Origin of the sequence: Microbulbifer sp. A4B17 (assembly GCF_003076275.1) — a bacterium.
Taxonomy (GTDB): domain Bacteria; phylum Pseudomonadota; class Gammaproteobacteria; order Pseudomonadales; family Cellvibrionaceae; genus Microbulbifer.
Window position 1 is genome coordinate 2,415,409 of sequence record NZ_CP029064.1, and the last position, 25,889, is coordinate 2,441,297.

A 25,889-nucleotide genomic window follows, 5' to 3' on the forward strand; every position below is an offset into this window, starting at 1 on the left:
GAATTTGCAGGGTATGAAAGTAATACTGACTTATACTAACGGCTCAATCCTAGCGTGCTGAAGTATAGAAATGACATTCTATGTATAGTGGCTTCATATTTTGAATATTTTAGTGCTGATCAATCAAGTCCTTTAGCTCCAAGTAATGATCTGATTGGTAAAGCCACACTAGTACCAATTTGAATCGAGATTATTTATGAATCTTCTGGGGTTTCGTAATGATTGACACCGGAGTCTTTTAAGGTATACCTACTATTTAGGTGTTGATATATGCAATTTCAATCGTTGTGCTGTCCGTATCCGATACGATCGTAACATTTGCCAGTTACGTTGTATCAATCAATGGGTTGATATGATTTAATTATGTAGAATGAGATAAAATTAATTAATCTGGAGAATGTAATGAGACTTTTGTTCCTGATATTTTCTGCTTCATTTATTTCTGCTTGCGCATCAAATACCGTTTCATTTAGAGGTTGTGAATCTTATGAGCAATGTCCTGAAATGCTCTATTCGCTAAAGGCCTCAGAAGATTCACGTGAGGCCGCCAAGCAAAAAGGTGAACCAATCCCACTAACTACAACTCCTCCCATTTATCCAGTTGAAGCTTTCGAGGAAAAGCTAGAAGGCTATGTTATTGTTGAATTTAACGTAGATATGGATGGGCAGGTTATAGATCCGAAAGTGCAAGAGTCCACCCCTGCAGGTGTTTTTGATGAGTCGGCATTGGCAGCTGTAATGCATACCAGATATGAGCCATCCGATAGTCAGTATCAAGGGTATAGTATGAAGTACAATTTTAAATATCCAGAAGAGAATAGAGCTAAAAACGATAAGGTTGTATGTAGGACCGAAAGAGTAGTGGGCAGTATGCTCAAGAAAGCTGAGGTTTGTGTTGACAAGAGAGAGCCGAATCCACTTATTGAAAGAATTCAGAGTGGGTCTAATTACTAAATTTTATAGGGTATCACGCTAAAATGAATATGAGAAAGGTGATTGGCCAAGTATAATATTCAGTCAACTTGACGGTCGTAGTTGGGGAAATTGCCTTAATTTATTCGAAATGGGGTATATAGCCGTGGTACCCATATATTCAGTTTTTAATAACTTGAACATTGTGGACTGCTTTTAAAATCTGATACGAATGAGAATCGGGGGTCGTGTTTCTGTTGCTTTGGAGCTTCCAGAGGCTCATAAAGTTTAGTGATATGAAATGGAGAGCATAACTCTCCATTTCATCACAGGTAGTTTTAATTTTTGTAAGCTGATCAATTAACACTATTTGAGTGATAAATCATCGCTTGCCAAACATTTTGTTGGCCACCGCCGTAGTTATCAATTGTGGGATTCTTGATATATGACCAAGCGACTTTGCCGTTGCCCAGGAAGACAGGTTCGTCAAGCCCGCCCCAGCCAAATTTCGTCAGCTTTACAGGGCCTTGTAATATATTCAGGTCTGCATCAATTTCCATAACATAGTACGCTTTGGGAACAAGCATCCGCATTGCTCCATTTTTAGCGGAACTGCGATTATAAGAAAGGTTGTCAGAAATACACTGAAATTGGGCATAGCCAAACAGGTAATGCCCATTTCTCAAATCGATAAGTTGTGGATCACTGATTTGGCAATCGGGCTCTTCTACCAGCCATTTAAAGCCTTGCCCCTCGATACTCCCATCACCATCGACTCTGGCAATACCAATACGAGTCAAGGACGAAGACTCCAGAGCATCCCCACTGCGTAGTCCTTGCCTGGCAATAGTTGGATTATCGCTGTTTGACATATAGGAAAAGAAACAGTTCGTATTATCAGAGCATTGCTCGTCAAAAGGGCCTTCATTAGTGGTATCAATGCCGTATTCGCTTTGCAGGAAGCGATTCATTTCCTCGTCATCAATATATTTGGGGGAGACAATGAGAGACAGGTTTGTATCTTTATCGACAGGGACTACGGTATGCCCACCTCCGTTAGAGAAAAACGCATTATCGGAGGGGATCAGGTAATTATAGTAGCCTTCAAAACTACTATATGAAGAAATATCCTCCATCTTGATAGCAATAGTGTTTAACCCGCGCGATTGATAATATTTACCACCATCACTAGTGCAAATTGCTCCGTATTTTTCGTTGCCAGGGTTATAAAATGCCCGGATATTCAAAACGTGACCATATCCACAAAGCCAATACCAACCCCTATTATTACTGCCGCTCATATTCAGGGACCAGTTATCGCGATCAATAACAGTCATTCCTGCAGAATAGTGGGAGCCGCCATAGCTGCTGTCAAAAACTCGAGCAGTTACTGAGAATGCGTAGCTGGTGCGGCCTTGGCTATCATTCTCGACATAGATAAGCTCTTGGGCTCCGGCGTGGCCACCACCGTGCATCTTGTTTACAACGTAGGCCGCAGGCTTTTCACTAAGTGCTAAATTGTCCCACTCCATTAACCAGATTTGATCATTATATTTATAGCCATTCGCACGAATATATTCGACCATTGCGTTATAGTCGTCTTCAGAGAGTTGTTCGACAATATAAGCCATCTCCTCTTGCATCTCATTACCTTTAATTGTCTTAAAGGTTGGGGAGTCGCCGAAATCGGTCTCGGGGAAGTTTTCCTTAAGTCCAGGTAGGAAGTCCTCAAACTTCAGGGTGGGGTGGTCAGTAAAATAGCCAATGTATTGACTATGATTGGTAGATATCATCAGGCCGATATCCCTTTCAATACGTCCGTCAATAGCGCTGATATTATTTTCCATCTTCATCCAGTCGCTACCGTACTGTTCAACCAGATCCCCTTGTACGTCATAACGCTCGTTAGCCTGGTATTCAGTGTTGCATAAGACCGCAACCCGTGAGCAATCAGCGCTAGCTGCTATACCATGGGACTCGTAACATTGTTTTAGTATTGTGGTATTACCGGTTTGGTCGAAGCTTGAGGTTTCAGGGTTATATTGCAGCTCATAAACGGTGCCATAAGTGACTTCATCCTCTCCGCTACCTTCGCTAAGCGTCTTGGAAACAAACATCCGGGGCTTATCGGTGTCGGTTGCACAAGCTGCGGTATAACTTCGCATGGGTACGGACTCTAGATTGTCATCCTGAGTACTATCTGTTCTGGCTATATAGTGTGGGAGTCCATGCACTTCTCGGGCATTGGTTTGGCCATTAGGTAGTGTGATATCCCGGGAAGTAATTTGGGCAAAACCCAGATCTGCCGTTTCTATATCGCCAACAGTCACAGTGCCAGGTTCGTTGTCTGGAAGGGTCCCCGATCCGTTATCCCCAGAACCGTTACCGCTTCCATCTCCAGAGCCTTGGCCTCCACCACTGTCGCCAGATGATTGGGCTGGGTCCGAATCCGAAGATGAGCCTCCACCACCTCCACATGAAGCCAGTATGACGGTAAATGCCACTGCCAAAGTTTTTTTGCTGAATAGCTTACTCATAAGTTTGCCCGTAAATGTGCGATTGGAATCGATTGTTATTTGTGAAATTGTCGACAAAGTCTCATTTTTGAGTCATTAGAATTTGGAGCGCCATTCTAATTTTATTGATCTACCTTTCTGTGGAGTACTTAATAATTTCTCTACCGGGGCATTATTTTGATAGGAAATCTGGTGAGGGCCTTCTTCTTGAGCAGCCGAGAAAGCTCTAAATGAAATCACTAGAATTTTTGTCGAAGGCTTAGGGTAACTATTGATCACTGGATACGAATAAGTTTTCAAAAATGAATACGGTGAGAGTTTTGGTAAGTCTTCAAAGTAGAAAAGGGAATGGTAATCCAATATTTGAACCATTTTGATTAATATGGGTTTGTTTGCTGCTAAATACAGTTAGGAGCTTGAGCCGAGTTTTCAGCTGGCTGAGGAAGATACGTTTACCGGGTAAGATTTACCTGGTTGTTTAGAAATATGCGAATTCGGGGGTGCGGCTTAATCTTTGTGCCCGATCTTTCTGTAGACTCAAACACTATTTATGCATTCTTACTTAATGCTTTCCTTACTGTGATCTAAAAAATTATCTATAGATGACGTTAAGCTGATAATGAAAATATGTTTATTAATATAAAGAGCTATCGTCTTGATGGCGCGAATGTACACTTAATTTAGAGCGTGCCCACAGAGCGGATACAGACTAGGAATGATACCCTCAGATTTCCAATTAGGACCTCTTAGTGCTTTCGTATCTCCAATGCGCAAACTACCTTTTGCCAACCTGCTAGTGACATTTGATGCGGCTGCTCGCCATTTGAGTTTTAAAGAGGCTGCTGAAGAGCTCTTCATTACCCCTTCAGCAGTGGGACATCAAGTTCGAGCACTGGAAAAAGAACACCAGACAAAGCTTTTTGTTCGCCTTAATCGGTATCTAGAGCTAACAACGATAGGTAAGCAATACCACCGAAAAATTGCGGGTGCACTACAGTCCCTACGCCGTGTAACTTCTGAATTACTGGATAGGAGCTAGCACTCCCTTCTAATTCATAATATTCCTTTTCTCTCCAATATCTTATTGGCTCCGAAGATAAAGTCATTCAAAGAACTGTATCCCCAATTAAAAATCAGTATTGAGTCAAAAGTACGTCGGGCTGGTTTGAAACGAGGACTGTTGCAGGTTGCTATCCGTCATGATCGGCAGTTAGGGGATAGGTTATGCTATGAAGAAATTAGTATGGTGCATGTGCCCCCAGTGTGTGCTTCTGGATATATCGTAACTGGGGAATCTAACCAAACTTAGTCGATTATCGATAAGTTCATTGAATTACCTCCGCTATACCTTGCTTTTAGTGAGGAGTATTAAGGAGCCGAAATCATCGATGATTTTGTCGAGTGGTATAGAGTTGTGGTCCTGTCACTGGAAGTCAACTCCTAATGAAACTTCTCCTTGATTCTGAGTGGCTTAAAGATTTTGAAAGCTTTCACTTCCCGGTCGAGCGAGGTTTTCTTGTCTGAGGTGCAGTAAAAAACCATTTTTCGCTGTCAACTTGCATCTTTATGGTTATCCACTTGCAGTGCATTATAAATAGGCTATCAGGGTATGATTTTAGGCATTAATGAAAGATTGATTCCAAGTTGAAGAAGGCAGTAGATAATAGGCGGCTAATCCGAACATTTGTGAAACAGGGTTCGGTTTTGTAGAAAGGATTGAACCAATGGGTATTGAACAACAGATTCCAACTGAAGACGGGCTAGCACTCGGTGCCACACTATTTTCTACCAGGGAGCATCCCAAAGCCGGAATCATTATCAATTCAGCTACTGCGGTAAAGCAGGGTTACTACGCGGACTTTGCGAACTTTTTGGCGCGTAATGGGTACTTGGTTGTGACCTATGATTACCGAGGGATAGGGAAATCTGCTGTCTCCAATCAAAGAGACAAGCGGTTGACTATGAGTGCCTGGGGGGAGCGTGATTTTGCAGCGGTGATTGATTGGTGTACCGGGCGGTATAAAGAGTTGGCCTGGCATTGCGTTGGTCATAGTGTCGGTGGCCAAATTATTGGCCTAGCGCCTAACAATACGAAGCTCACAAGCGTTTACTGCGTATCCTCACAAAGCGGATTCTGGGGCCATTGGGAACCGAAGCAGCAGCCTAAAATGTTGCTGACATGGTTCGTGATGATTCCACTCTTATCTGGGATCTTTGGCAGGGTGCCTGGTTCAGTGTTGGGCGGGGAGAGCTTGCCCGCTGGCATTGCCAGGCAGTGGGCATATTGGGGGCGTCACAAAGATTATATTGTCGATCGGAGTGGCAGGCCTATTCGGGATGGCTTTGAGCGCTTGCAATGCGATATGAAGTTTCTTTCCATAAATGACGATACAGATTTTGCCCCGCCTCGAGCAGTTAATGCATTGAGGGATTACTATTGCAATGCCAAAACGGCTATTGAAGTTATAAAAGCCGAAACTATTACAGACAAGACGATAGGTCATTTTGGCTTCTTCAGGAAGAGGTATGAGCAAAGCCTTTGGGGAGGTGTTTTGGACTGGTTGGGATAGCTCGGCCAGAGGTCAAGTTATGTTGCAGTATTTATGGCTCCTTTTAGCCTGGCTAGTGGCCGTCAATCTCAGATCAAAGCTACCCTTTTAGTTTGACGCTTTTTGAATGGACAGAATACGCCGTGAGTGATCTCAAAAGACGCGTACTATGTAATGACTTGCTGGAGCCGGAAGGACCAGTCTGTCTGCCCGATGGCCAGATTTACACTGTTGAAATGGCCAATGGCAGGCACTGTGTGAGCCGCATTGATAGTCATGGGCGGCGTCACTTGGCAGGGTATCCAGGTGGACGTCCAAATGGGCTGGCGCTTGATGGCGATTGTAACTTATGGATAGCGGGTGGAGAGGGTCGGCGGCTGGTTTGTATGAGGCCGAATGGAACCATTTTCAATTCAATTGGGGGGCCGGACGGCCAACCGTTTCTATGGCCAAATGATTTGGTCTTTACTGAAGATGGTTTGCTCTATATGACCGACTCCGGTATTAACCCGGATACCTTTGTAGATGGTCAGAAAATTCGGACTGATTGCCGAGAATGCAAATATGATGGCCGGGTATTTGAGATCGATTCGCGCACTGGTTGTGTGTTGCGGATGCTGGATTCTGGGTTGCGCTTCCCTAATGGTATTGTGGTTGATGATGATGGTTTCCTTTATGTGTCTGAAACTCTAACCGGTAATATCTATCGTTACGATCTCAATTCATCTGTTCCCCTCGATCGTGAGATATATGGCAATGTCACGGTAGGATCGCCAGAGGGTTTTGTCGGGCCGGATGGGATGGCTTTCGGTGATGATGGTCGACTTTACTGTGCAGTCTTTGGCCAGGGTAATATAACTGTATTAGATCATGAGGGTAAAGTTGCTGAGCGTATATCCACTTGCGGGTCACGTCCAACGAATATTGCATTCTGTGAGGACTCCAGGGGTGGAGCGGTTGTAACTATTTTGGATGTTGGTTGTCTGGAGTGGCTGGAGTTGTCCTGCCGTGGTAAACCGTTGCATCGCCCTAGGTTGTTGACATAATTACATATAAGCGCTCAAGAAGGGACTTTATACCAGCTAGCGTATAGCAATTTCTAAAATATCTCTTTGTAGGCGTAGAAATATTCAGAAAAATACGTAGAACCAGTAATTTTTTAGTCAAAATGGCTTTGTTTAGGGTGGGTGAGGGTGCATGGTTTAATTTTTACCTTTTTAAGGTATTAATTTGATAATTGACCCGAAATGAATGACTTAACTTTTAAAAAGTTATGCTTATCGTTTAGGGATGAACCTGCTTGTATTAATAGATAGCTATCTAATATGTATTGGGTTGTCAGTTATCCCCTTATTCCATTCTCTAAGGATACTTCCCTATTCTAGAGGAAATAAATGATGAATCAGATTAATACTCTGCTGCCCACTTATCAGCAAATGCTGCAAGCCTTATCGAATTGGTTGAAAAAGGCGGAGTTAACGTTAGAGAAAACAGAAGCTGAAGAGCTATTGTCTGCTCGACTTACTCCCGATATGCTCCCACTATCTTCCCAGGTTCGTTTTAGTTGTCTTCAAGCCTATGAGGGTATATTTCGCCTCAGAGGTGTGACTTTGCCGGAGTTCTTATCTGAACTGGCTCAGGAGGGCCGTAATTGTGATAGTTATAGAGACTCTTTTTCTTTGGCGCAAGCTAGAATTGGGCAAGTTCTTTCATTTTTAAGCGAGGTAGAGCCTGAATCTTTTGTTGAACCCAGTGATGGAGTTGTGACCATAGAGGTCCCTGGAGGAATGATTTTTGATATGACTTGTGATCAATATATAAGGGATTGGGCCATCCCCCAGTTTTATTTCCATATTAATACTGCTTACGCTATTTTGAGGAGTCATAGAATTGACTTAGGTAAGGCTGATTATGTTAGACATGCATTTTCCTATCTGAGACACGGAGCCGTGTCATAATTTTTACAAAATTACAGTAATGTAAAAATCAAAAAATACTTATGCTGACTTTAATGTATTAAGTTAAATTAAGTCATATTCACCCTAATGTCTTTTAAAAAATTAAACTTCTTTGTTGGTACGTTCTTCTATAGAATCCGGCCCCTTGCCGATTCTTATAGATTTTTAACGACAGGAAGTTGATTTATGACCATCTCCCGCCGCACTTTTGTCCAGGCTATGGGTGTTGCACTTTTGACCCCCTTCACGGTTCGTTCTCTCGCGGACACTGATAGCGAAACCTATGCACGTTTTGTACTGGGCGGCACCACATTTGCCGATCAAATTGACAATGATGGGATTGTTTTTGATTTATCAGTGGCTTCGGGAGACCCGAGCCAAACCGGGATGGTTCTATGGACACATATTAACCCCGACTCCTATGTAGCTGGTCAATCTTTATTTGTGGATGTGGCGCTGGATGAGGAATTTGCCCAGCCAATACTAAGCGCTGAAATTAATGCTAGCGACATTACGGCGGACCGCGACTACACCGTTAACATCGACGTGGAAGGCTATTTATCTCCTGATCAGCGTTATTATTACCGCTTCAAATATGGATCCCTCAGTAGCCGTACTGGCCGTTGCCATACACTGCCTAGCGGTAGCTTGGAAAATATCAAGATGGCAGTGGTTACCTGCCAGGATTACACCACCGGTTATTACAACGCTTACAACCATATTGCGGATGAAGATGTCCATTGTGTACTGCATTTGGGGGATTTCATCTATGAATATGCCCAGTATGAAGGTTTTGAAAGCTCAGTAGTACATCCTCTGTCGCTGCCTTCTGGCGGTTCGGTTGCGATGGACCTAGAAGATTATCGCCATATCTATAAGGAGTACCGCAAGGATAAGAACCTCCAGCGGGCGATGGAAATGCATTCATTTATCATCACCTGGGATGATCATGAAACCGCAGATAATGCTTACTGGGATTACGAGCGGGATACTCTGGGTGTTCCATCTCACCCCTACCAGACTGGCGATAATAACCCTGACGTGCTGCGCCAGTTGCGTCGTGATGCCCAGCAGGCCTGGATTGAGTATGTTCCTGCACGAGTAAAAGTCGATGAATCCGCAAGCCATGCTTTTGATTACTTGCAGATTTATCGGTCTTTCCAGTTTGGAGACTTGGTTGATCTGTATATGACAGACAGCCGCACCTATAGAACCAAGGAGCCGTGTACAGATGGAACTGCTTGGGAAAATTATTGGTGTACAGATTACGAAAAAGATACCCAGACCATGTTAGGTAAAACCCAGCGGGATTGGCTGATTGATGGAGTTGTGAATTCCAACGCGCGCTGGAAAGTGTGGGGGAACCAAACCTTACTGGCCCAATTAGCTGGGACGATTTTGGGACGTTCACTTGTCTACGCCAACTATGATGCCTGGGATGGCTATCAGTGGGAGCGAGAGCAGATCCTTTCATCGGTTAAGGACAGCAATGTTGACAACTTTGTGGTGCTGACAGGGGACCTGCATTCCAGCATTGCTTCTTATCTGAAAGTAGATTTCAGTAAAATCAGTAACTGGGACTATGACAATCTGGTTGGTGTTGAGTTGATGACACCGTCAATATCTTCTCCGAATCTCAACGATACAGTGGAGAAGGGTATTGATGTTGGCAGTGTGTTTACTTCACTGCTCAATGGCGGGGTTCAGGTAAACAATCCACATGTCAAAGATTTTGTTAGTGACATTTATGGGTATGCAGTGATTGAGTTCAATGTTGATGAATTGAACTGGACTGTATACAGCATTGATAAGAAGAGCGACAACCCGGATATCGAAAAGACCGTATATAAGAAGTTTAACTATGAGCCTGTTGGTATGTGGTTAACTGAAAAATAGCCGATTGCCACTTAATATCGAAGTCGTGGGGCCTTAGCCCCCGGCTTCACAAAATCCCACTATACCTATCTCTTCTTCCTACCTGGTCAGTACGGTCAAACCAATTCTACTTTTGCGGTAGGATTGGTGCGCCAGTAACCACACAGTTGATATATGCCTGTGGGTCATCTATACCCGACGATGGGCGCAAAGCAGTATCTGGCGTCAGGGCACTCTTGATAGCCCAAGACATCAAGTAAAAGGATATTACTGTGCTGCAAAAAGCTTACCCTTACTACCTGGCTAATGAAGCTGTACATGCCAATACCGATCTCGAGGTCACCGATAAGTACTCGGGCAAGGTAGCTACCCGTGTCGCCATGGCTGATGTGAAGGTTATTGATAGTGCAATCGACTGGGCACTATTGGCAGAAAAACCAATGGCCAACTTGCCATCCTACACCCGGCAGGAAGTTTTGCAGCACTGTGTTGTGCGCTTTCGCGAAAGGTTTGAAGAGCTGGCCGAAGCTCTGTGTATTGAAGCAGGTAAGCCTATTCACGATTCAAGGGGCGAAGTACTGCGTTTAATCGATACATTTCATGTGGCTGCTGAAGAGGCAGTGCGTATCAACGGTGAGATTATCAACCTTGAGATATCCAAGCGTTCGCGGGGCTATCGCGGGTATATCAGGAGAGTACCGGTGGGTGCCTGTTCATTTATATCGCCGTTTAATTTCCCTTTGAACCTTGCCGCTCACAAGGTAGCACCTGCCATTGCTGCTGGATGCCCCTTTGTACTAAAACCTGCAAGCCGGACGCCCATAGGGGCATTGATCATTGCTGAAGTACTGGCTGAAACACAGCTGCCCAAAGGTGCTTTTTCTGTATTACCTTGCCACCGGGAAGGGGCAGACCTTTTTACCGTTGACGACCGGTTCAAGCTGCTGAGCTTTACCGGTTCACCCTCGGTAGGCTGGGATCTAAAGGCCAGGGCGGGGCGCAAGAAAGTAGTTTTAGAGTTGGGAGGCAACGCAGCATGCGTTATCGATCGAGATACAGATCTCGATGATGCTGTAGAGCGTCTGATTTTTGGGGCTTTCTACCAGTCCGGCCAAAGTTGCATTGGCGTTCAGAGAATCTACGGACACTGTAGTTTATATGAAGACCTAAAGCGACGCTTGATTGAGCGAACTAAAAAGCTTAACAAAGGCGACCCACGTTCAGAAGATACGTTTATTGGCCCAATGATTTCTGAGGGAGAGGCAACACGTTTACACACCTGGGTGGAAGAGGGGGTTAAGGCTGGAGGGACCCTGCTTTGTGGAGGCACCCGAGATGGCGCCATGCTTGATCCAACACTATTGGAAAACGTTCCCCATGATTGCTCTATTGTGCAGCAGGAAGCTTTTGGGCCGGTTGCAATTTTGGAGCCCTTCGATAGTTTTGATGATGTTTTAGAAAAGGTAAATGACAGCGCCTTTGGCCTTCAGGCTGGCATATTTACTCGCGACCTTTACAAAGCCCAGCAAGCCTGGGATACCTTGGAAGTTGGCGGAGTGGTTATTGGTGATGTACCTAGCTGGCGGGTCGATAACATGCCTTACGGTGGAGTCAAGGATTCAGGCCTTGGTCGAGAGGGAGTACGTTGGGCGATTGCGGATATGACCGAGGAGCGGTTGATGGTAGTGCGGGAGTTAAATAGCTAAAAAATTAAAAGATTATCAGGCCTCCAACTCTTGCAATTGAGGCCTTGGATTTAAGATTCACCTTATTTATTAGTTTGGGTATATCTGGCAGAGGTACTTGGCATGAAACCGAACATGACCCTCAATAAAGCTGGCGATAAAGTAATAGTTGTGGTCATAACCGGAATAGCGGCGAAGTTGGAGCGGGTAGTTACTTGCTTTAGCTGCCGCTTCGAGTGCCTCGGGTTTTAGCTGTTCAACTAGAAAGCTGTCGGCTTCCCCCTGATCCATCAACATCAACATCGGTACAGGCTTTTCAGCATTTTTGAGCAGTTCACTGCTATCGTAGCTGCGCCAACTATCCCGATCTCTACCCAAATAGGTTTCAAAGGCTTTTTGCCCCCATGGACACTGAGTGGGATTACTAATGGGGCTGAAGGCCGATACGGAAACATAACTTGTCGGATTGTTCAGGGCGATCATCAGTGCACCATGGCTACCCATTGAATGTCCTGCAATGGCCTGCTGTGTTGTCACAGGGAAGGTGGTCTCGATAAGTGCCGGCAGTTCTTCCACCACATAATCATACATGTGGTAGTGGCGAATTCAGGGCGCTTAGGAGGCATTGATATAGAATCCAGCACCTTGCCCCAGGTCATAGGCTTCATCATCGGCAACAATTTCACCACGGGGACTGGTGTCGGGAGCCACAATGGCTATCCCCAGCTCGGAGGCAATGCAGTGGGTTCCTGCCTTTTGCATAAAATTCTCGTCGGTGCAGGTCAGACCCGACGGTCAGGAGAGCACCGGAACCTTGTTTATTTGTGAAGCTTGCGGTGGCAAATAAATAGCAAAACGCATCTCGCAGTTTAATGACTGAGAGTAGTGAAGGTACTGCTTGTGCCAGCCGCGAAAACTCCGGTTGGCACTGATATTTTTAATAGACATGCTGGATAGCCCTAATAGGACCACCTCCAAGAGATGGCCCAATTGATCATTGCTGGTTATTGATCGAAGTGAATTACGGTGCGGATACTTTTTGCCGGAATTGAACAAGCACAACTGCCTGCTGGGTACACTGGATTACTGGCGATTCAATACCAGGGAAGGGAAAAAACCTTAGGGTAAAAGGTAGCCTTCGCTACAATAATGGCGGGGCGCTTTTAGATGCTGCGCTTAGAGGCCTGGGGGTTGTGCAGTTGCCAGATTACTAAATCGAGCAACATATCGCTGAAGGAAAGTTAATCACCCTTTTAAGTGATCTCGAAGATAGGGATGAAGGGGTATCCCGGCAATCGATATATCGCGCCGAAAGTAAGGCTGCTGATCGATTATCTCGCTAAGCATCTAACTTGAGAAAAGGGAGGAGGTAGATTTAGGGTATGGTGTAGCAAAGGGTTCACAATAGTTTATTACCAGTAGAGGTGGTTTTTTCAAGTTGTTGGCTTACCCACTTACTACAGAATGCCGCAATCCGCTTCCACTTCGGTTCCAGCATTAAATAGTGACCATAACCTTCCGCTCGGAAGAAGGTGGTATTTTTACCTTGTTGCTCAGCGATTAACTGTGCCGTGGAAGGGGGGACTGCCAGATCATCGGTTCCCGAAACCATTAAAGTGGGGCAATTGATTTTTTGATAGTCAATCCTGGTTGTTTTATTGTTGTCAAAAATCCAGAAGAACAATTCAAATAGTACTTGCCCAGATTCAGGACCTAATCGATCAAAGACCTTGTGCTGGTCGTCTGGATTAAGTTTATTCAACCCGAATTTCGCCATTGTCGCGAAATCCGGTAGCATGACTTCATCCCAAAATTCACCCGCAGCCATGAACAACTTGCCCAGCGCACGCTCTTCTTCTGTGGTGGGCAGTATTCCCCAGTTTACGCTTCCGTTAAGCAACACGATTGCCCGTGCCAAATCCATAGTCGCCAATTTCTGTGCAATAACACCGCCCAGGGAGTGGCCGACCAGTACAGGTTTTTGATTTAAAGATTGTACAAATGCCCTGATGTCAGCAACGTAGTCGGTGATACTCAGTCCTTTAAGGTGCTGCTGTTTTTGTTCTGACTTTAGATTTTCATGGTAGCGGTAGCTTGGGCTGTGACAACGGAATCCTTCCTCTTCAAAATGCTGGTGAAAGTTCTCCATTGTCCAGGGGCCGGCATTGGTCCCGTGGATAAAGACGATAGGGGTTTCCAAAGTCGGCTCCTGGTTTTTCAAGGCTTCCTTAGACTTTAGATGCGAGGATATCCGCAGTCATAATTTGTGGTTCTGATGCGAGCAGTTCATCAGCTTTGCCAAGCAATGCTGCTGCGATCTTGCCGTTAAGGTGCGCAGTCAAGCCGTCTTCATTGCCAAACGTGTCGAAAATAGCAAATCGCGTAGCGTTGATTTGTACGGCATACCAGCTCAGGGTTCCTTGCTCTTCCACAGCGAGCGGTTGGGCTGAGGTGAGCAGCGTCTTTACCTCATCAGCCTTATCCGCTTTGGCGTCAATCAGTGCCACGATGGCCAGTTTAGCTTCAGTCATTGTTTTCTCTCACGTTGTTTGGTGATGAGTATCCTAAGAGAAGCTTAGACTTGACTATCAGTGTCCAAAAAGACAATGATCAGACAAAATTCGCCACTTTGAGGATTTATGGCCCAGATAGTCATCTTGTCTATGTCAGGAGTTTTGTCGTCGGCCCTGGCTGGCGTTCAGGATATGTTTGCCCTGGGTGGCCTCCGCTTATCCGAAAGCCAGCACTCACTGGACCCTGCCTATCAACAATCCTGGTCCCCCGAAATCGTAGTCGCCAGTGCTGATGGCGCCGACATTATAGACGGGCAGGGCAGGCACTTTGCTGTAAGCCATGGGATATCACAGATATCCAGTTGCGAAGCCGTGATAGTCCCCGGATTTATGCCCAACCACTTTGGCGTGCCTCCTGAAAAGTTACTGGACCAATCGACCTGCGAATGGTTGCGAACCCAATATCGGCGTGGGGCGATCATCGCGGGTTCTTGTAGTGGCGTCTTGGCACTGGGTGAAGCGGGTCTGTTAAATGGACGACAATGCACAACTACCTGGTGGTTACACAATGAGTTGAAATCCCGCTTTAGCAATGCCTGCCCGCTATGGGCCAGTGGACTATTGGTAGATCAGAGAATTGTGACAGCGGGTGGCCCTTTATCTTGGGTAGATGTGACGCTACAAGTGATTAAGATGCTAGCTGGCGATGAAGTCGCAACCAAAGTTGCTGATCTCGCCGTTGTGGATTCCCACCCACGCTCGCAAACTTTGCATGTACCAAAAGGCTATCAGGTATCAAAAGAGCAGTTTCTGGTGGATGCAGAAAATGTGGTTCGCCAATATTTCGGTCAACAGTTAAGCAGTCAGTTACTGGCAAAAGAACTGTCGATATCCGAGCGAACATTACACCGACGGCTAAAACAGTTAACAGGCCAAGCACCCAAACAATTCATTGATAGCGTCCGTATGGAATACGCTCGCAGCCTTTTACTTAATTCGGCCAATAAAATTGCCAGTGTTGCGCACGAATTAGGCTATTCCGATGATGCGGTATTCCGACGTGTATTTAAATTGCATGTGGGGATGAGTCCCAGTCAATTTAGGCAGAAAAATCAGAAGAGCTGATTCTTGGATGATAACGCCCCTAAACTCTAAACAACCCAATTATTTAGTTTGGTGTTAAACTATTTCATCTGCAAGGTTGAGGGCAGAAAATATTAAATGTAGACTGTTTTTTTCATAATAAGAGAAAATTGATCTTTTGGGTGCTAAGTTCAGTGTTATAAAAAAACTAAAAGCTCTATTCATATTTGCGTGTGTCATGGGATTATATTTGATTGTTGTTGAATATATTTATAAAGGCAATAATCCACCTTTAGAATCATTTTCATATGATAAGGATGATGCGAAAAAATTGCAGAGGCTGTGTTTATCTTTGGATTCAACATACCATGAAAATTACATAGATAACTCTACTGATTTGAGTGTTAGGCAGATTTCATTTGAGTCAGAAGCCGGGAGAAGACTTTATTATTGGGTTCCTAAAGTCCCGGATGACTTGGCGGTACCTAGGAAAAATTATTGTCAGGTAATCCTTGATGGCAGAGGATATGTTTTGAAGGCTGAGTTCATCAAATGAGTGATTATATTGATAACCTGGCCAGCCAAGCAATCTAGCTAGTTCTTCTTTAAAAGGTAGGTCAACCTAGGTATCCAAAGATAAGATTTTACTGCCTTTCATTGATCAAGTGCTGCTCTGAGTAAAGCCTTGGGGCTGTGTTCATATATTTAAAATTCTAACCTGCTTAGTAAAACAGGAAGAATATCAGGTTATTCAGGTGGTAGATAAACATTCACCGTCTGTGCAATCTCCTTCGATAGATCTTTCCCAAATAAGCAGGTGACGAGTTCAAAAGCGAACTCGATAGAGGTCCCGGGTGATTGGCTGGTCACCAAATTCCGGTCGACCACCACTCTCTGATCACTGGTTTCCTTCACATATTGACTAAGTTCGCTGCGAAAAGTCTTGTAGCAAGTGGCCTTAAAATTGGTTATTAACCCCTGCCGGCCAAGAACGATCACCGGAGCGGTGCAAATTGCCCCTAGCCAGCGACCCGATTCCAGTTGCTCCCGGATAAGCTTTATTAGGGGGGCTGAGTTATGCATTTGCTCGGCACCTTCCTTGCCGCCTGGCAGAGCTATAAGATCCCACGTAGAGTCCAAACAATCCTCTATGGAGCAGGGGGCTTCAATAACAAGGTTACGCAGGGTAGTTATACGCCTACTCGGCATAATTGATGCCAAGGCCAGCTCTGCCTCCGTTCGGCTCAAAATATCGTAGATGGCAATGGTTTCGATATCCTCGTTACCATCGGCGACGGGAATCAGTATTTTAGGCACGGTCGCAGCTCCAAAACGATGGGGTTAACCTATTTATAGGCTTTCCAGGCTCATCCTACATCTTTGAGTTGGTAGAATCCCTAACGGGCTAAGATCATTCCTCTAAAAGACCTACCGTAGGGTGCATCGCACTCGAAATTTACGTTCTTCCAATTTTATTAAGTGCACGTGATGCTACATTTAGCTTGATCGCCGCCGGTTATGGCAATCAGGATATCGCCGGGACAGGCCTTTTACTTGTTGCCGCGATCGATTTGTGTGGTAGCCATCGGCGCCAGGAAAGGAGGTTCGCTCAATTTGCTCGCTACTAGCGGTGTATCTTGATTAGATAGTGGGTCTTGGGGTCAGGTTTATACGAAGCAAATTGTGGGCTTCCTCTCGGTAAAAGAGAGGAGGCCCATAGGGTTGAAGCGAATTTGATTGACTTGTTGTGAATTTTATCATTCATGTATTTTGCGTCGACCCTGCTGATACTTTATATGCTCTTTCAGAGACTGGTCAGGTTCTTTTTTAAAGCTTTTGAGTCTGCTGATTTTTTCGTTGACTTTAACTTCTGACTCTATTTCCTGAGAGAACGTTTCGTCTATCTCGTGATTTGTTAGCCATGCGAGATTGGAAGCAGCTCTACGAAATAATTGCGAGCTTTGTTTTTTCCTCTTACGGATATTTTTACGGCTGCTCTTATCATTCTCACCATAGAAGTTTCTTCTATCTTTTTCATAGCTAAGATTTTTCTTTTCTTGTGGATTCTTAACTTTACTCATTTTCACTTATAACGATGTATTAACGGGCGCACGTATTTCAGTGTATCCCGATGAGCGATAGTGAATGAATTGAACACTTGGTTATGCGCTTTTTTATATGAGACATATAACAAGTATTGCTATTAGCCAAAAACACATGCCTAGAATACAAACAGGCATAGCGCCTAGGTATACTTGGCCTGACCTCTCGATAAATGTAAAGCCTGTCTGGTGCTTTCTTTTCTTGCCGGTTCCCTTGTCCTTTATAATTTTATCAGCTCTCCACTTGCCAAATGACACTATAGGTGTCAACAAGTAACCAGTACTATACGATATTCCCCAGTATATAACTTCGACAAACAGAAAAATAAATATGATTCCAATAAAGTCTTCCATAGATACTTCCGTTGTAGGCTACACATAGTCCTTCAATAATAGTTTTTAGCTCCCATACTCATAACGCTTTGGTAAGCTGTACCGTCAGGCGCCCACTTAATTAACTTGTTATATGATTACGCCATGCTCATAATCACAAATGAAATCATATTGCTCCTGAGTATCGGGAATAGGAATACCTCTAGTAGCAGATACCATGTCAATGGCCTCCTGTGAGGACATATTATCCTTAATAAGCAGACAGGATGCAGTGATACCTTTGCGGCCAATGCCGGCTCTGCAATGGATTGCGATATCTATACCACTTAAAAGCTCTTAGTGTAGATTATTGATTAGCTCACTAAAGGCTTGTGGCTTTGGTAAGCCTCTATCCTTGATTTGAAAGCTCTGGAATTCGATATTATGGGCTTTCATCTCCTGGCGTTCTTTAGCTGATCCAAGCTCATATTCTTCGCTATTTTCTAACAGGGATACAACTTTAGAAATTCCTATCTTAGAAAAATATTTGACGTCTTCAGCTAACCATTCCGCAGAGGGTTTAGGCATTACATAAAGCGTACCGTTACCAATCTTTGTCACTTCAAAACTGAAGGGATCATAAAACTCCTTCTCACATAATACTTATAGATGCTCCAAGGGCCGGAGTATCCTGTCTGCGATTGTTAATGTTTATGGAATTCTGGGCATACTTCACGAAGTTGATTGCTTGCCAATTGCACCATACTCCTGTTGAAATTTTGAGCAAAGCTTCTGGCCTGGGCTATAAGATCTTCATGGTTAACACAATACTGCGAATCAGCTCCAACCCAAAGTATCTCCCACTTAGTATTTTTAAAAATACATGAAGTAAATGGAATATCGAAGCCTGGGCGAGAAGGGCCAATTCCATCCGCTACTACGATGAAGTAAACATTATCCTCTTTAAACGCTTTCTCTGCCAAGATCGCTGCAATTTCAGGTTTGTAACTATCCTTTTGCGATTCAAAAGAGCAATCAGAAAGTGCCTTGCCAGAAATCAAACATATTAGAGCTAAAGCCAGTATTTTTTTCATGTCTATACTAACGTCGCGAATAAGAGTAGCCGAAGTAGAGTATAAGCAGCCAAACCCAGCCACCGAGTGGGTGATCTTGCCGGGCTTGGTTATACTGGCACACCCAGAAGAACCTACTAGTTCTCTGCCGGATAAATTTGCTGTGAAAAATACCATATTTTCCCTACCAGTTAACTGGCTGATTGACATTCCGCAATGGAGTAGTCGGTTTGTAGGGCTTGTTGAGTTAAAACGAAGCCATAGTGCCAGATTGTAGGAAAACTCTCAGGAGACGTATGCTCAGGTAGAGGTTAATTCTTGCAGAAAATACAAGCCACCTAAAAATTGACTGCCAGAATAACGCTTAACCGGTTGAAACGGAGTTGTTTTTTCACGCTAGCGTAGTATTAAAGAGTGAACGAATCAACGCAGTGGAAGTCGGGTTAACTATTTTTTTAGCTGCGTATCCTGCCCGATAGTACAGCCTTGACAAATGGCCATTTGTTTTGAGTGTAGACTTCACGGTCTTGAGGGTTATCTTGGGCAAGCTTTTGTTTTAATGCTGCGTATTTCTGAGCGATGGTACGGTTATTACGCAATATGTCGCGAAATTTAAGGCGCTCTTGCCAAAGATTACTTTTGAATGGGATGAGGTGAAGATGATGCGTGCGGTATTCAGGCTTAGGTTTACAAAACCAATGTATAATATCATCTCTGTATGAATAATAGCAATAATCAATCACCGATAAAGCTTCAATAGCAGGTTTAGAGCTAGGTAAGTCATTTACCCCAAACATTATGTCGATGATGGGTTTTGCAGATAGACCAGGAACTGAAGTGCTACCAACGTGCTCGACAGCTCTGCACAGCCATTCGCTTGCTACATTAAGAAGAATTCCTTTCTCCTTCTAAAATGCATCAGGCCAAGCACTATTGTAGTTTTCTATTTCAATTTTCATTTCAAAGAAGAAAGGCTGTCGGCGCTAAATTAACTGGTAGGCCGATATTGCCCCAAGCTGATACGTAGCGGAAACGCCGCAATATTGGCTTATCCATTTTAGTTGTTTGCTAGCAGTAAACTAAATCCACACATCATTTTTTGCCGTTAACCTGTTTTCAGTGCCGCCAGTGTTAACAACGCCTTTAGGCTCAACAAGCATGATTTGGCATTCATCTCTTGCAGATGGTTTATGTTCAACACCCTTTGGGATAACAAACATTTCACCTGAGTTAATTTCAACCTTGCCATCACGGAATTCAATAAGTAGTGAGCCTTCAATTACAATAAACACTTCATCTGTATCAGGGTGATTATGCCAAACAAAGTCACCTTCAACTTTAACTAGCTTGAATTGATAATCATTCATCTCTGCGATTACACGCGGAGACCAATGCTCAGTAAATTTTGTGTACTTCTCTTTGAGATTAATTGCATTAAAATCCATTCAGAATCCCTTCTGTTACTAAAAAGGGAGTAGGAAAGAATATACCGCACTCGGGACCCTATGAGGCATGGATGCCGATTAGGAGCTTACAGGGATGTATTTACAGCGTGTCTCGAGTACGGTATATCCTTTCCTTCCACCCCAGTAGTAAGTACTGCTAACGTCGGGAACTAAGCTGAGCGTTAGCTTGTCCAGGTCGCGCCTGTTAGGTTCCGCAATCCCTATATCAATAAACCAATGAATTGTAGTGGAGAAGTAGTCAGCTTTAAAATTATAATGAGGTCGGTATCCATTCTTTACGGTGATATTTTTACCAGAAAAACAAATCTGTACAAGGGTATCAGGCTCCCAGTCCTCGTTTTCATTTCTATTGAATTTATCAGAAATTACATTTGTTTCTTACAGAAGTTAGCGCCTCAGCAACCCGTAGCTACCACGCAGAGAAGCGGAGTGTAAGCTATCGGGCGCCGAAGGCGCGAAGTATATTGACTTATTAAAACTTTTCATCGATTCTTTTGTTTAAATTTTTTCCCAATTTTTTGCTCCTTTTAGCTTTTTTAGAGCTTCTTCTGAAACAAAATTTCTCAAGTAACCGCAATCACCGCATATTACAGGAACAGTTTTGGCGGAAGAGAACATGCTTGATGATAATTTAGGTAATAATTCTCCACCAATTGTTGTAGTGTCGACGTATTCTTTGCACTTATAAACGTTTTCTGATTTACACTCTGGGCATGGTTTCATTTGTTTTTCCTCATAATCGAGGTCTTGAACGTCAATGTCTAGTGCTGAAGCTAAAGCTTTTCTTGACTGCAATGAAGCTGATGCCTCCTTTTCAATTCGTTGTATAGTCCTCAAGTTAAGTCCAGAAGCTATGGCTAGCTCTTCTTGAGACCAAGATTTGCCTTTTCTTAACTTTGCAATTAGCTCAGCATTAACTTTCATCTACTATTCTCGACCTAAGTTTTGGAGACATGTTTAGTCTCTGGCGTATCAGAGGAAATTCATACGGCTTATTTGCGAATGAGACCCGCTAACTATACGTCACTTTTGCGACAGTAAGTAGATTCGGTGAAATTCTAACGCCTTGCACGCGGGTCAATATGGAGTAGCGAAGCGGCGGAGTGTAAACGAAAAATTTTCCGCAGCGGCTTAGGTGTGGCACTAATACTACGTAGCACCACTCCACCGATCTCCATTTCATCCTTAGGCTTCGAGGAGGCATCTTTCGCCACAAAGATAACAAGACCTGCTCTGTGCATAATCGCCTTGCGGTAAAGCGTGTGGGCTCTCTACAGTATTGATAGCATTTAGCTCTATGATGCCCGCTGTCCGCACGGCTACAATCGTTTAACGGGCCCAGGAAAAAATCGGTTCGTTTGGCTCTGGTATGTCTTATAGTCAGGCCGCTTCTTCACAGAATAGTATTCAGCGGGTACGGCACCCGTGTAGTAGACCAGGGTCGTATACATAATTCTGGAGGCAAACAGTAGCCCCCCACCGAGTAATAGCCAAATGGTAACTTGCCCCATCGTATCGTACAGAGCAATCCATGACGGGATCGATGCGATGACGAGGCCGTTCCAAACCATCCATTCAGCAAAGTAATTGGGGTGTCGGCTGTAACGCCAAAGCCCCACATTACAAACCATATTTTTTTTACCTTCTTGACGCATTTTCTTCAGGAATGCTGACTTTTGAATATCCGCAACTGACTCCACTGCGAATGCGGCAAGCCAAATCATCAAGCCGGCAATTTCAAGAGGCGAAATAGACTGTACGGGGTTCATTCCGATTATAAAGGCAGGAAAAGCCAGGAAAGATGCATTGGCTAAACCCTGGACCAATACCTCAACCTGAATTAGCATGGGAATATTTTTCCGGCCTGATCTCTTCCAGCGCAGCCGCTGGTATTCATAACGAGGAAATTCGCGGTTGAGATGACCATTCTTCCACAAGCTGATAGCAGCGATTCCCATTCGCAAACCAACAAATAGATACACGGCACTGACTATAGCCTTCCGCAACCAGTAACCATCCGTGTACATCAAGGTGAGTACACCAATTACCGCCAACCCCATGGGCCATCCGATGTCGACATAAGACATTCGCTCGGTTTTCCAGGCAGGCACGCAAACGACAAACGTAAACAACACTAATTGCGCAATGCCATTAAGCAGACTGATCTCCCTAAATTCACTACTCAATAGGAGTAGGCCCCAGCCAAGTAGAAATGGCAACATCGGCTTAACGTAACCCATAGTCTCTTTCATTCAAATCGCTCCCTAACGCCCTGAATCTAGGGGGGTAGATTGATTGGAACCCAGTACTGTCAATTGGCCAGTCCACACGGGATTCCATCTATCAATGTGCTCCCATTGCTTTGCACCTGCGTTCATAGAGGTATTCGGGCAATGGTCAGAGAAGTCTGTCACTTGAGTTGATCAGCCGTAAGTGTAATGATCGACATATTTTTGGTGATATCCGCCACTTTTGGCAGCCCAATGCTCGAGAGATAGAGTGATTTGAGATGATTGTCGCAACCGTCCTGGCGTTTGATTTAGCCTTAACCAGTTCGATTTCGGGTATCAACGATCTGTTGTACTTCGCCAGCAAGTTAAACGCACAGTCTGCAGGCGATACTGACTTTCGCATTCAAATAGCGAGCCCAGGCGGCAAGCCGGTGAGAACATTAAACAATCTGGTGTTCCCCGTTCACTGTGCCATTGAGGAAGTGGAACATAGCGATGTTTATTTGGTACCGACGATTACCGGCAATGTGGAACAAGTGTTGGATAAAAACCCTTTAGTCGTTGAGACTTTAAGGCATGCTGGTGCAACGAACAGTCTCATTGGTGGCAACAGCTCTGGAGTGTTCTTCCTTGCGGAGGCAGGACTGCTGGATCACAAGAGCGCGACAACACATTGGACGATGGTGGATTTGTTTCGTCATCTGTACCCACTGGTAGATCTCAAGCCAGACCAGCCAATTACGCAAGACGGCAATATTCTGTGCGATTGTGGCGGTCAAGCCTGGTTTGATCTTGGGCTATATTTGGTTGAACTCTTCTTTGGACACGATATCGCAATGAACCTTGCAAAGTTCTTTGTGATCGATATAGGCCGCTCTACACAACTGACTTACTCCCCACTCATCAGTAAAAAATACCATAAAGATAAGGGCATAATGGCGATACAGAACTGGCTGGAAGAGCATTACTGTTCCACCATCATGATCGACCAAATTGGCGAACAATTTGGATTCTCCAACCGGACAATGTTGCGCCGGTTCAAGCAAGCTACGGGAGCTACACCTTCTCAGTACTTACAGGAAATCCGTCTTGATGCCGCAACAAAATTGCTCGTACAGTCGAATAAATCCATACAGGAAATTACGCACGCCATAGGCTATGAAGACATCAGCTCATTCACACGCCTTTTTAAGCGGAAGAGTGGGCTGTCTCCAAGCCATTATCGCGCGCGATTCAAGCCGATTTAGTGATTCCTGAAGGGGTAGGGGGGTAGATTAAAAAATAGCGGGCGGCACTCCAGATTAAAAGTGAACAATCATTGCTTCGTGATTGCGCCGAAGGCTGGATTTGAGTGAATCTATTCACCACCTTTTGTTAAAAGCTGCTTCATAACTTCTTTAACGTAATCAACATGCAGCCAATATAGAAAAATGCTCTGTAAGAAGATAAATAGCGATCCCACCTGACAACCAAGTGACGGTAGTTTTCTATCTATTTAGTATGACGGCGCCTGAATTTTGGGGAGAAGTTCAGACGAGAGAGAGGTCTTGGAGTTTGCAGGTTACTAATTTACAGGTCTTACTGAATTATATTCAACTGTATACAGATTTAGCCAGTTGATTATTTAATATAGAAATAGGCCATGACCCTTATTGAGAATGATTACTAACTCGCGGGTGTAGGTCTTCACCTGAATATTTTCCTTGATGTTTTATCACGAATACAAAATCTGAATCTGCTCGCTGATAAAAAATATATATTTTAGGCGTCATCTAGCACTTAACTCTACTGTAGGTCATCTGTCTGTAGTGAATTGGCCGCCAATTAAGTCCTGCGGACTAATTTAGCTAAATAGATGATCTCTCCTGAGCTATAACTACCTGAAAATTTCATCCAGCCGATATATCGGGAGGCATAGTATGACGGATTCATCAGGTGATAGGTTAACAAGAAAGGTTATTGAGCGTTACAGCCCTAAAGACGATTACTATTTTCCAGTGCATGACGAAAAGCTGCATTGCCCTATTTCAGACACTCAATGGGTTCCGTGGACTTTTGAACACACATGGTTTTACCCTTGCTACTTAAACTGCCATGGAAACGACATGGTTATTTTGTTTAAGTTGAAAAAGGGGCTTGGTTTACACTCCCACTATCATAGTGGATTCACCACTGCTCACACAATTCAGGGAAAGTGGATCTACAAAGAAAAGCCTGAGAATGTATTTATTCCCGGAAGTTTTGATCTTGAATACCCTGGAACTATGCATACAGTAGAAATTTTAAGTGAAGAACCTGTGTTGATGTTTGCCAGAATTCAGGGTGGCTTTCTATTTGTTGATGATATGGAGAATGGTAATATTGAAATGTATCAAGACGCGTTTTATTTTTACTCTGAGGCAAAGGAATACTATGAAAAAAGTAATCGGGAAATGTTGAGCCATCTTCATAAAATTAGTATTGCTTCTGAAAAATCTCTTACTTAAAGGGTATGCCTGGTGGTTTTAATCAGTAATTTCCATTGGTGTTCGTAATACCTCAATAGGGGGCGGTTTCTCTGAGCCCGAAGGGCAGTCGTAGATTGAATTGTTATGTTGCTACTTGCCAGTTGACGAAAAGCCAATAGCAAAGCAAATAAACATAGCGCCCCCATCCAATTAACCATAGGGCTCTTCGTTCAAAGTTGGAAATTTATCTAAATAAACACCATTTTCTGCTTCTTTAGTACAGAAGAGCGGGTATTCGGACAGAAGCTCCCCTGGGTTGCTTGCGGTAAGAAGTCTTTCGGCAGCGTCAATATCACTGAATAAATTAGCTTTTTGATAGACCCTATGATGATCTGCTGCCATAAAGTGATGACCTTTGTATTCATAAGGCGAGTCATACTACTGGCTAAAGCAGCTCTTTGAGACTCCATTCTCAGGTTTCTTGTGCCCCTAGAAAAACACGTGCTTCACTTTGTTTCCGTGATTTACGTAATCAGCTAATTCTTTTCTACTTCTAACGTTCAAGCTAAATCCGTTTTCTATGGTTTTGACGCTTGACGCTTGACGCTTGACGCTTAACGCTTAACGCTTAACGCTTAACGCAGGGCGCGCGGGCCATAGTGCAGGCCGCCCAGCACGCCGTTTGTGTTTTGTTATAACCGTCTTCTAGATAGGGAGAAGCTCTTTAACCAATTTATCAATTTTCCCAGAAACCCTGCCGTGTTTGGAAAGGTCTGCTCTAGGAGCTCTATATTCGGCTCTACCAACAAGCTTGTTATTTTTGAATACATTCAAATCTGCGGTTGCAAGATATACACCCCAATGCATTCCATAAGTTGCAGTGTATGTTGAGGTGACATCACAGTCGTGGCCTGTGGGTTTTTTAATAGTAGCCTTGTAACCGAGTTGTTCCACACTCATTTTATAGGCATCCAAAAATGCTCTTCGAACACTTGGTTTTCAATGATGCAAATTTCGTCTCCTTTGGAGACGCTAACAGCCCTTGATACTGTTTGAGAGACACAAGCTGTCAATAACAGTACGAGGGCTCCACCAAATATGATGGTTTTCAATATACTCTCCGTAGCTTCTTGTTATAGCTATTTATATAATAATCATACTGATCGC

25 protein-coding genes and 1 pseudogene are annotated in these 25,889 nt (G+C 44.0%); 11 read left to right on the plus strand and 15 right to left on the minus strand.

Annotation, left to right across the window (positions count from 1 at the left end; all coding sequences use genetic code 11):
* Window positions 1-402: 402 nt before the first annotated feature.
* Window positions 403-954 (plus strand): energy transducer TonB, encoded by a 552-nt coding sequence (locus BTJ40_RS10860; protein WP_108733109.1) that lies wholly within the window; start codon window positions 403-405, stop codon window positions 952-954.
* Window positions 955-1,268: 314 nt separating this feature from the next.
* Here the strand turns inward: BTJ40_RS10860 and BTJ40_RS10865 are convergent, their stop codons facing one another.
* Window positions 1,269-3,449, minus strand: a complete 2,181-nt coding sequence (locus BTJ40_RS10865; RefSeq protein ID WP_108733110.1) for a hypothetical protein — start codon at window positions 3,447-3,449, stop codon at window positions 1,269-1,271.
* Between the two features lie 745 nt (window positions 3,450-4,194).
* On the opposite strand from BTJ40_RS10865, the gene BTJ40_RS10870 reads away from it, so the two are divergent.
* The 6 genes from BTJ40_RS10870 (at window position 4,195) to BTJ40_RS10900 (ending at window position 11,516) form a co-directional block, all read left to right on the plus strand.
* Window positions 4,195-4,467 carry a LysR family transcriptional regulator gene (locus BTJ40_RS10870; RefSeq protein ID WP_157954015.1) on the plus strand — a complete coding sequence of 91 codons (273 nt, stop codon included), beginning with the start codon at window positions 4,195-4,197 and terminating at the stop codon, window positions 4,465-4,467.
* 685 nt (window positions 4,468-5,152) lie between these two features.
* Window positions 5,153-5,998: an alpha/beta fold hydrolase gene (locus BTJ40_RS10880; protein WP_108733113.1), complete on the plus strand. Its 846-nt coding sequence runs from the start codon at window positions 5,153-5,155 to the stop codon at window positions 5,996-5,998.
* Window positions 5,999-6,120: 122 nt separating this feature from the next.
* A complete protein-coding gene (locus tag BTJ40_RS10885; protein WP_157954016.1) occupies window positions 6,121-7,023 on the plus strand; it encodes an SMP-30/gluconolactonase/LRE family protein in 903 nt (300 codons plus the stop codon).
* 348 nt (window positions 7,024-7,371) lie between these two features.
* Window positions 7,372-7,935: a DUF1993 family protein gene (locus tag BTJ40_RS10890; protein ID WP_238152193.1), complete on the plus strand. Its 564-nt coding sequence runs from the start codon at window positions 7,372-7,374 to the stop codon at window positions 7,933-7,935.
* A 186-nt stretch (window positions 7,936-8,121) separates the two neighbouring features.
* Window positions 8,122-9,831 carry an alkaline phosphatase gene (locus BTJ40_RS10895; RefSeq protein WP_108733115.1) on the plus strand — a complete coding sequence of 570 codons (1,710 nt, stop codon included), beginning with the start codon at window positions 8,122-8,124 and terminating at the stop codon, window positions 9,829-9,831.
* A 251-nt stretch (window positions 9,832-10,082) separates the two neighbouring features.
* Window positions 10,083-11,516 (plus strand): aldehyde dehydrogenase family protein, encoded by a 1,434-nt coding sequence (locus BTJ40_RS10900; RefSeq protein ID WP_108733116.1) that lies wholly within the window; start codon window positions 10,083-10,085, stop codon window positions 11,514-11,516.
* Window positions 11,517-11,585: 69 nt separating this feature from the next.
* On the opposite strand, the pseudogene fghA reads toward BTJ40_RS10900, so the two are convergent.
* The 3 genes and pseudogenes from fghA to BTJ40_RS10915 all read right to left on the minus strand — a co-directional run bounded on the left by fghA (window position 11,586) and on the right by BTJ40_RS10915 (window position 14,026).
* Window positions 11,586-12,281, minus strand: a pseudogene (gene fghA / locus BTJ40_RS10905) (S-formylglutathione hydrolase).
* Window positions 12,282-12,894: 613 nt separating this feature from the next.
* Complete coding sequence (locus BTJ40_RS10910) at window positions 12,895-13,695, minus strand: alpha/beta hydrolase (RefSeq protein WP_157954017.1); 801 nt, start codon at window positions 13,693-13,695, stop codon at window positions 12,895-12,897.
* A gap of 28 nt (window positions 13,696-13,723) precedes the next feature.
* Complete coding sequence (locus tag BTJ40_RS10915) at window positions 13,724-14,026, minus strand: putative quinol monooxygenase (protein ID WP_108733118.1); 303 nt, start codon at window positions 14,024-14,026, stop codon at window positions 13,724-13,726.
* A gap of 108 nt (window positions 14,027-14,134) precedes the next feature.
* Between BTJ40_RS10915 and BTJ40_RS10920 the strand changes: the two genes are divergently transcribed.
* Both BTJ40_RS10920 and BTJ40_RS10925 read left to right on the plus strand, forming a co-directional pair.
* Entirely contained in the window at window positions 14,135-15,133 is a 999-nt protein-coding gene (locus tag BTJ40_RS10920) for a GlxA family transcriptional regulator (RefSeq protein WP_108733119.1), read from the plus strand.
* Window positions 15,134-15,269: 136 nt separating this feature from the next.
* On the plus strand, window positions 15,270-15,647 hold the full coding sequence (locus tag BTJ40_RS10925; protein ID WP_108733120.1) for a hypothetical protein: 378 nt from the start codon (window positions 15,270-15,272) through the stop codon (window positions 15,645-15,647).
* A 191-nt stretch (window positions 15,648-15,838) separates the two neighbouring features.
* On the opposite strand, the gene BTJ40_RS10930 is transcribed toward BTJ40_RS10925, so the two are convergent.
* From BTJ40_RS10930 to BTJ40_RS10975, 9 genes are all read right to left on the minus strand, one after another.
* The gene (locus tag BTJ40_RS10930; protein ID WP_108733121.1) at window positions 15,839-16,408 is read right to left on the minus strand and encodes a DJ-1 family glyoxalase III; all 570 of its coding nucleotides are present in this window, start codon (window positions 16,406-16,408) and stop codon (window positions 15,839-15,841) included.
* A 440-nt stretch (window positions 16,409-16,848) separates the two neighbouring features.
* Window positions 16,849-17,172 (minus strand): hypothetical protein, encoded by a 324-nt coding sequence (locus BTJ40_RS10935; RefSeq protein WP_108733122.1) that lies wholly within the window; start codon window positions 17,170-17,172, stop codon window positions 16,849-16,851.
* A gap of 93 nt (window positions 17,173-17,265) precedes the next feature.
* On the minus strand, window positions 17,266-17,547 hold the full coding sequence (locus tag BTJ40_RS10940) for a hypothetical protein (RefSeq protein ID WP_108733123.1): 282 nt from the start codon (window positions 17,545-17,547) through the stop codon (window positions 17,266-17,268).
* Window positions 17,548-17,862: 315 nt separating this feature from the next.
* The gene (locus BTJ40_RS10950; RefSeq protein ID WP_108733125.1) at window positions 17,863-18,126 is read right to left on the minus strand and encodes a hypothetical protein; all 264 of its coding nucleotides are present in this window, start codon (window positions 18,124-18,126) and stop codon (window positions 17,863-17,865) included.
* Between the two features lie 83 nt (window positions 18,127-18,209).
* Entirely contained in the window at window positions 18,210-18,599 is a 390-nt protein-coding gene (locus BTJ40_RS10955; protein ID WP_157954018.1) for a hypothetical protein, read from the minus strand.
* A 434-nt stretch (window positions 18,600-19,033) separates the two neighbouring features.
* Window positions 19,034-19,474 (minus strand): GrpB family protein, encoded by a 441-nt coding sequence (locus BTJ40_RS23175; protein ID WP_108733127.1) that lies wholly within the window; start codon window positions 19,472-19,474, stop codon window positions 19,034-19,036.
* A 183-nt stretch (window positions 19,475-19,657) separates the two neighbouring features.
* A complete protein-coding gene (locus BTJ40_RS10965) occupies window positions 19,658-20,023 on the minus strand; it encodes a cupin domain-containing protein (protein WP_108733128.1) in 366 nt (121 codons plus the stop codon).
* A gap of 519 nt (window positions 20,024-20,542) precedes the next feature.
* Window positions 20,543-20,968 (minus strand): helix-turn-helix domain-containing protein, encoded by a 426-nt coding sequence (locus tag BTJ40_RS22585; protein ID WP_202862886.1) that lies wholly within the window; start codon window positions 20,966-20,968, stop codon window positions 20,543-20,545.
* 395 nt (window positions 20,969-21,363) lie between these two features.
* Window positions 21,364-22,296, minus strand: a complete 933-nt coding sequence (locus BTJ40_RS10975) for a DUF1295 domain-containing protein (RefSeq protein WP_238152194.1) — start codon at window positions 22,294-22,296, stop codon at window positions 21,364-21,366.
* Between the two features lie 257 nt (window positions 22,297-22,553).
* Between BTJ40_RS10975 and BTJ40_RS10980 the strand changes: the two genes are divergently transcribed.
* Both BTJ40_RS10980 and BTJ40_RS10985 read left to right on the plus strand, forming a co-directional pair.
* The gene (locus BTJ40_RS10980; protein WP_108733129.1) at window positions 22,554-23,522 is read left to right on the plus strand and encodes a GlxA family transcriptional regulator; all 969 of its coding nucleotides are present in this window, start codon (window positions 22,554-22,556) and stop codon (window positions 23,520-23,522) included.
* Between the two features lie 672 nt (window positions 23,523-24,194).
* Entirely contained in the window at window positions 24,195-24,761 is a 567-nt protein-coding gene (locus BTJ40_RS10985) for a hypothetical protein (RefSeq protein WP_157954019.1), read from the plus strand.
* Between the two features lie 171 nt (window positions 24,762-24,932).
* Here the strand turns inward: BTJ40_RS10985 and BTJ40_RS10990 are convergent, their stop codons facing one another.
* Window positions 24,933-25,124, minus strand: a complete 192-nt coding sequence (locus BTJ40_RS10990) for a hypothetical protein (RefSeq protein WP_157954020.1) — start codon at window positions 25,122-25,124, stop codon at window positions 24,933-24,935.
* Window positions 25,125-25,427: 303 nt separating this feature from the next.
* Entirely contained in the window at window positions 25,428-25,682 is a 255-nt protein-coding gene (locus tag BTJ40_RS10995; protein WP_157954021.1) for a hypothetical protein, read from the minus strand.
* Window positions 25,683-25,889 lie beyond the last annotated feature (207 nt).

Excerpts from the sequence above, each read along its gene's own strand:
- BTJ40_RS10955 (WP_157954018.1), bottom strand. The coding sequence starts at position 18,599 with ATGAAAAAAATACTGGCTTTAGCTCTAATATGTTTGATTTCTGGCAAG.
- BTJ40_RS10895 (WP_108733115.1), top strand. The coding sequence starts at position 8,122 with ATGACCATCTCCCGCCGCACTTTTGTCCAGGCTATGGGTGTTGCACTT.
- BTJ40_RS10870 (WP_157954015.1), top strand. The coding sequence starts at position 4,195 with ATGCGCAAACTACCTTTTGCCAACCTGCTAGTGACATTTGATGCGGCT.
- BTJ40_RS10935 (WP_108733122.1), bottom strand. The coding sequence starts at position 17,172 with ATGAGTAAAGTTAAGAATCCACAAGAAAAGAAAAATCTTAGCTATGAA.
- BTJ40_RS10865 (WP_108733110.1), bottom strand. The coding sequence starts at position 3,449 with ATGAGTAAGCTATTCAGCAAAAAAACTTTGGCAGTGGCATTTACCGTC.
- BTJ40_RS10890 (WP_238152193.1), top strand. The coding sequence starts at position 7,372 with ATGATGAATCAGATTAATACTCTGCTGCCCACTTATCAGCAAATGCTG.
- BTJ40_RS10915 (WP_108733118.1), bottom strand. The coding sequence starts at position 14,026 with ATGACTGAAGCTAAACTGGCCATCGTGGCACTGATTGACGCCAAAGCG.
- BTJ40_RS10965 (WP_108733128.1), bottom strand. The coding sequence starts at position 20,023 with ATGGATTTTAATGCAATTAATCTCAAAGAGAAGTACACAAAATTTACT.
- BTJ40_RS10985 (WP_157954019.1), top strand. The coding sequence starts at position 24,195 with ATGACGGATTCATCAGGTGATAGGTTAACAAGAAAGGTTATTGAGCGT.
- BTJ40_RS10975 (WP_238152194.1), bottom strand. The coding sequence starts at position 22,296 with ATGAAAGAGACTATGGGTTACGTTAAGCCGATGTTGCCATTTCTACTT.
- BTJ40_RS10995 (WP_157954021.1), bottom strand. The coding sequence starts at position 25,682 with ATGAGTGTGGAACAACTCGGTTACAAGGCTACTATTAAAAAACCCACA.
- BTJ40_RS10880 (WP_108733113.1), top strand. The coding sequence starts at position 5,153 with ATGGGTATTGAACAACAGATTCCAACTGAAGACGGGCTAGCACTCGGT.
- BTJ40_RS22585 (WP_202862886.1), bottom strand. The coding sequence starts at position 20,968 with ATGAAAGTTAATGCTGAGCTAATTGCAAAGTTAAGAAAAGGCAAATCT.
- BTJ40_RS10920 (WP_108733119.1), top strand. The coding sequence starts at position 14,135 with ATGGCCCAGATAGTCATCTTGTCTATGTCAGGAGTTTTGTCGTCGGCC.
- BTJ40_RS10980 (WP_108733129.1), top strand. The coding sequence starts at position 22,554 with ATGATTGTCGCAACCGTCCTGGCGTTTGATTTAGCCTTAACCAGTTCG.
- BTJ40_RS10940 (WP_108733123.1), bottom strand. The coding sequence starts at position 17,547 with ATGGAAGACTTTATTGGAATCATATTTATTTTTCTGTTTGTCGAAGTT.
- BTJ40_RS10860 (WP_108733109.1), top strand. The coding sequence starts at position 403 with ATGAGACTTTTGTTCCTGATATTTTCTGCTTCATTTATTTCTGCTTGC.
- BTJ40_RS10990 (WP_157954020.1), bottom strand. The coding sequence starts at position 25,124 with ATGGCAGCAGATCATCATAGGGTCTATCAAAAAGCTAATTTATTCAGT.